The sequence below is a fragment of the Rhodocytophaga aerolata genome, assembly GCF_030503435.1.
GTDB classification, from domain to species: Bacteria; Bacteroidota; Bacteroidia; order Cytophagales; family 172606-1; genus Rhodocytophaga; species Rhodocytophaga aerolata.
Genome location: NZ_JAUKPO010000105.1, coordinates 1 through 4,540, shown reverse-complemented (window position 1 = coordinate 4,540; position 4,540 = coordinate 1). Strand labels below are relative to the sequence as shown.

Annotated in this window: 6 protein-coding genes; 1 reads left to right on the top strand and 5 read right to left on the bottom strand. The window is 39.0% G+C overall.

Features of this window, described 5'->3' with window-relative positions; genetic code table 11:
- Nucleotides 1-310 (top strand): hypothetical protein (locus tag Q0590_RS36655; protein ID WP_302042653.1); only part of this gene is annotated, 310 nt, incomplete at its 5' end.
- Between the two features lie 383 nt (nt 311-693).
- On the opposite strand, the gene Q0590_RS36650 is transcribed toward Q0590_RS36655, so the two are convergent.
- From Q0590_RS36650 to Q0590_RS36630, 5 genes are all read right to left on the bottom strand, one after another.
- Complete coding sequence (locus Q0590_RS36650; RefSeq protein WP_302042652.1) at nt 694-1,932, bottom strand: hypothetical protein; 1,239 nt, start codon at nt 1,930-1,932, stop codon at nt 694-696.
- A 188-nt stretch (nt 1,933-2,120) separates the two neighbouring features.
- Nucleotides 2,121-2,597, bottom strand: a complete 477-nt coding sequence (locus tag Q0590_RS36645) for an SMI1/KNR4 family protein (RefSeq protein ID WP_302042651.1) — start codon at nt 2,595-2,597, stop codon at nt 2,121-2,123.
- A gap of 80 nt (nt 2,598-2,677) precedes the next feature.
- Complete coding sequence (locus tag Q0590_RS36640; RefSeq protein WP_302042650.1) at nt 2,678-3,028, bottom strand: hypothetical protein; 351 nt, start codon at nt 3,026-3,028, stop codon at nt 2,678-2,680.
- A gap of 263 nt (nt 3,029-3,291) precedes the next feature.
- Nucleotides 3,292-3,867, bottom strand: a complete 576-nt coding sequence (locus tag Q0590_RS36635; protein ID WP_302042649.1) for a c-type cytochrome — start codon at nt 3,865-3,867, stop codon at nt 3,292-3,294.
- Entirely contained in the window at nt 3,864-4,364 is a 501-nt protein-coding gene (locus Q0590_RS36630; RefSeq protein WP_302042648.1) for a DUF2004 domain-containing protein, read from the bottom strand. The genes Q0590_RS36635 and Q0590_RS36630 overlap by 4 nt, the downstream gene beginning before the upstream one ends.
- Between the last annotated feature and the right edge of the window lie 176 nt (nt 4,365-4,540).

The following is a 4,540-nucleotide window of genomic DNA, read 5'->3' as shown; positions in this document are numbered from 1 at the left end:
GGTCAATATTCTTTATTTTTTATTCTTTTTCGTTGTGCCACAGCCACGGAGGTTTGTTTGCACCGATAATGAACATAGACTAAACAGCTGCAAGGCTCGAAGCCTCAGCCTTGAGCGTTGGCAGCCAGCTAATTTTTTAGCCGATGTTGAGTACAGTGTATTTATTCGTCCTCTTTTGACAGGTCTTTTATCTGAGGAATTTTATTCGATTTCTTTTTATAATATCCTTGAGCCTTTACTGCATGGCCAAATCCACAAGCAAAATTTGGGTCGTGAGCAAATTGTTCTACCTGTATCCCTTCGGATGTAAATGCATACATGACTCTACAGGTCGAATCTGATTCTAAATCAGTATATACAGCAACATTATTATAGTATACTAATGTATCAATGAAGAAACCGGAATTGTAGCTTGGAGCTCCATTTCTTTCCTCAGGTTTGCTATCTAATTCATAGGTTCCTGTTGGGTTAATAAATTTCTTTGCTTCAAAGCATTAGATTGCCCAAATACTAGATTAGTACTAATCAGAAGTAAAATTGTGTATAGTGTTTTATTTTTCATTGCATTGTATGTATTATGAATACTCGCATGCTCTCAGCTTATGTTGAGATTTGCGCGGCTGTGCAAGGGTTGGCGTTCGTATTTACTGTTCTACGCCGTGATTTTACTTTATTACCACTATCTTTCAAAGATTACAATCTGTAAATAAACCCAAACTGATAAGCCGGAATACTCACTCCAAACCTATTATAATTCATGAAAGAGCCTGCAAAGGTGTAGCTTATACTTGCATCTAGGTGCCTGTTTATTCTCATCCCTGCTTGCCCAAAGAATTGACCCCATCTTTTCTCAGCTTCCGGACCTGGTCTTGTTGTGACTACTCCAGTAGATAGCTTTGTTAAACTAATGCTGTTTTTGGGATACGTAGACAAATTATACCTGACGCCCGCCCCGATGTAAATAAAGCTTTGTGCAGAAAGGGGAAGGATTCCTCCATTCAGAGAAAAGTTAACCATGTAATTGCGGTGGCTTAGCTGATAAGATCTCTCAAACTCCCCGCCATTATTGCTCTCATGGTTATTCAAGGATTCATACTCATTCGCATAGTAGGAAGCCCCTAGACGCATAAAAATGCGCCCTTGCAATCGGTTGGATTCTACATCTCCACCTATTGAAAATAACGGGCCATAACTCCTGTCAAATTTATGCCTGCTATCCCAGTTAGGAAGATCGCCGGAAAATTTAGGCCTAATACTCGATACGCCCCCTCCCAACCAGAAGACCAACTTAGTTTTAGTGATCGTGGCTTTCTGAGGAGTTAACTGATTCATTTTTATAAAGAACTTATAGAGTTGCGTATCCGTATAGGCAAGCACTTTTAGCTCATTGGTTAGTTTTTTATTCTCTTTCACTAAGGCTTGGAGCTGACCTTTGTAGATCTCCAAGGAAGCTATTGCGCCTGTTTGTGCATTCTTTGTTTTATAATAGCGTAAAGCCTGCATGCCTGCTTGAGGCGTCTCCATGAAATACTGTTTTTTACCATTCTCGGCTAATTCATATAAATCTGCTAGGGAACCATCCACCAAGCAACGCAAGAAAACAGAATCTTCTTGGGACTCTTCTCTAGTATCAATCGTAATCTGAGTAGAGACAATGGGTTGCACATATTTGGTGATAATGGCCTTTTTGTAAAACTCTCCCTTCTCTACACCAAAGGCGCTGCAATTAAGAAGTGTATACGTAACTTTTTGCTCTGAATCTGCTGGCTTGAAATAAATCTGCTTAGGATTTATTTCCCATTCCCGGTAGTCAACATATCCTTTGATGGTATCTTGGCTAGCTTGAGTCACTACCCATCCGGGCTGAAAGTTCTCTTGGGCTAGAACAGGAAAAATAATCAAAATAGTAAGTAGAGTAAAAAGTGTTTTCATGAAAATAATGAATCTGCCAAATTTGTTTTTCTATTCTTGCATAAGGGTTTGTTACCAGCTTTATTCATATTGAATTGCAGTATTTTAATTTATGGTGTAGTGGTCCGCAAACCCTCGCAAACCGACTTTTGTGCTTTGGCCTCGTGCTAAGGATAAAGCAGTTGCCTTCGGGGTAAGTGTTATGGCCTTTATTTTATCCTTTTTTCTGTTGATAAGTGAGCTTTCACTTCTTCCCATAAGCAATCACTTAGTGTATCACTCACTTTTTTAAAATCTTGCCATTCTACCAGGCTTTCTCCATCTTCCGTTTCGGTATAAAAATAGATCGGTGGGTTTGCTCCTTCATTAAGTTTGAAAAACAGTATAGAATACCCTTGATGGAACCAAAACACAAAGCAATTTTCATCCAATGCTTTAGGGAAGTGAACGTTCTTTTTCACCAAAGCTCGTCCATGCTCTTGCATAGCTAGCAAACTATCATAGTAAAATAGACTGCCTGTCATAAACCCATCCACTTCTTTTCCAATCCTACTCAGTAATAGTTTGTAGTCGGTTGGTAACGACTGTCCAATGGTTTCTTCAAGAGCATTAATCTCTGCTACAGAACAGCCTTGTATCCACTTCCAATTTTGTTCAATTACCTGAATTACTCCTTCTATTTTCATTCCTTTTTATAGGCCATAATGAATCAACAGCAACTGTATACCGTTGGCTGCTGAGGTAATGCGTAGTTATGCAACGGTTATCAGATTGCAGGGTGTTGGGCGTTCGTTTTTTTATCTTTTATTAAATATATAATCCACATAGCATACACACAGGTGACAGCAATGGCTATGATTGTAAAAATGGCATTGATCTCAAAATATTTAATAGTTAAAAGGGCAATAAAATCATATAGCCAAAGGATAGTAATTAAAGTAGCTAATCCAATTACTACAATAGAGCCTACTCCTTTTTTATTGCCACTGCCCCATGGAAGTTTTATAACCGACGCTTCTTTTTGGAAAAGCAAAACCAACAAAAAGAAAAGATGAACAACTATATGAACAATGGCAATTAAAAATGCAGCAATAATTCCTGCGGCAATAGGAATCATAGGTGTATCGGAGTTAGAATTAAGGTGAAGCGACTGCATGTAATCTGCATCTGAATAAAGTTCAACAGAAGCCTCGCTGAACAGATAACAACTTACAAGAGACAAGCATAGACTTACCGCCCAAAATAGATATTTATTGATCTGCATACATTTAACTTATTATTCTATAATGGACCAAAGCCAACCGACGGCGTAGCCTCCTGCTGTAGCTATGCGCATTGGCGGCCCGCTGGGAGGCTTGGCTGGTGTTGCCTACTGGACTCTTATTGCTTTGTTCCTCCTTCTAATTCTAAATATTCTATCAAGTCGTTCAAGGCGTCTTCAGATAAATACTCAAAATCTGGATGGACAATCCTGTTATATTTTTCATATTGCTCAACAGCGTACTGATCCTTCTGTTCAACCAATTTCTGTCCATGAAGAATCATTTCTCCAATCCACTGTTTATCCCTTCGCTGAGTGACTTCTTTTAAGGATGGACCTACGACTATTTCTGAAGTAGATGCACTGTGACAGGTCACACAGTTAAGATTGAACACTTTTCGTCCCGGATGGTCATAATGCTGAAAAATAATCTCTGCATAGGTTGAATCATCCGTTGCACACCACCCGTAGGTATCCTCCTTGAAAATTTCAGGATTCAGTCCTACAAATACGAATAAACCACCTGTTACAAAGGCTGTAATCACAACTATTCCATATATCTGTTGCAACTTGTTCATTCTGTTTTCGCTTGCAGGCAATGAATCAACTGCAACTGAATACCGTTGGCTTGTGGTAAGGTAATGCGTTGGTATGCCACGGTTATCATTTGCAGGGTGTTGGCTGCTGTTGTTCAACTTTCAACGGTTATCTCTTTAATCTTCCAATCCTTGGTAATATTGACTACCAATAGTTCGTCGGTTAATTCTTTGCTAAGAGTATAGTCAAATATGGCTAACGTTTCGTCTTCCTCTTCCGGGTATAAGCCTATTCTTTTCAGATATACAACCGAGAGTAGTTGCTCCTTCTTAGTGCCTTTCTTATCTGCACTTATCATTAGGTTATTGATTTGGGCTTTGCCCAATTCCTCAATATGCTCTTGAAGGTAATAATCCGTTTCCCCTTTTTCTTTCAGATCCTTCTTTAAAGCTGACCGTAACGTGGGTTCATACTGATCCAAATTGTTCAAAAAGTCATCCACTGCCTTGATATTAGCACTCTCAATTTTTGTAGCACCTACAATATTTAAATCCAACGAAACGGTTCTTCCCTTGTATTCAATCTCTGCATCATATCCTTCTTCAACTGCGTCTAAATCAATCTCACCAAAATACTTTGAAGTATATCTATTCATGAGTTTTAATCCTTTTAATCAATTGCATCGGAGATTGTCCGTATGGTTCGCTTGAATAGCAGCCAACGGAATATGAACCTCCACAAACCGTTACTTTGTGCTTAGGTACTAGCGTCGCTAACACGGTTGATGGCAGGTTTTATGTTAGGCTATGACATTTTTTATTGCATCCATGT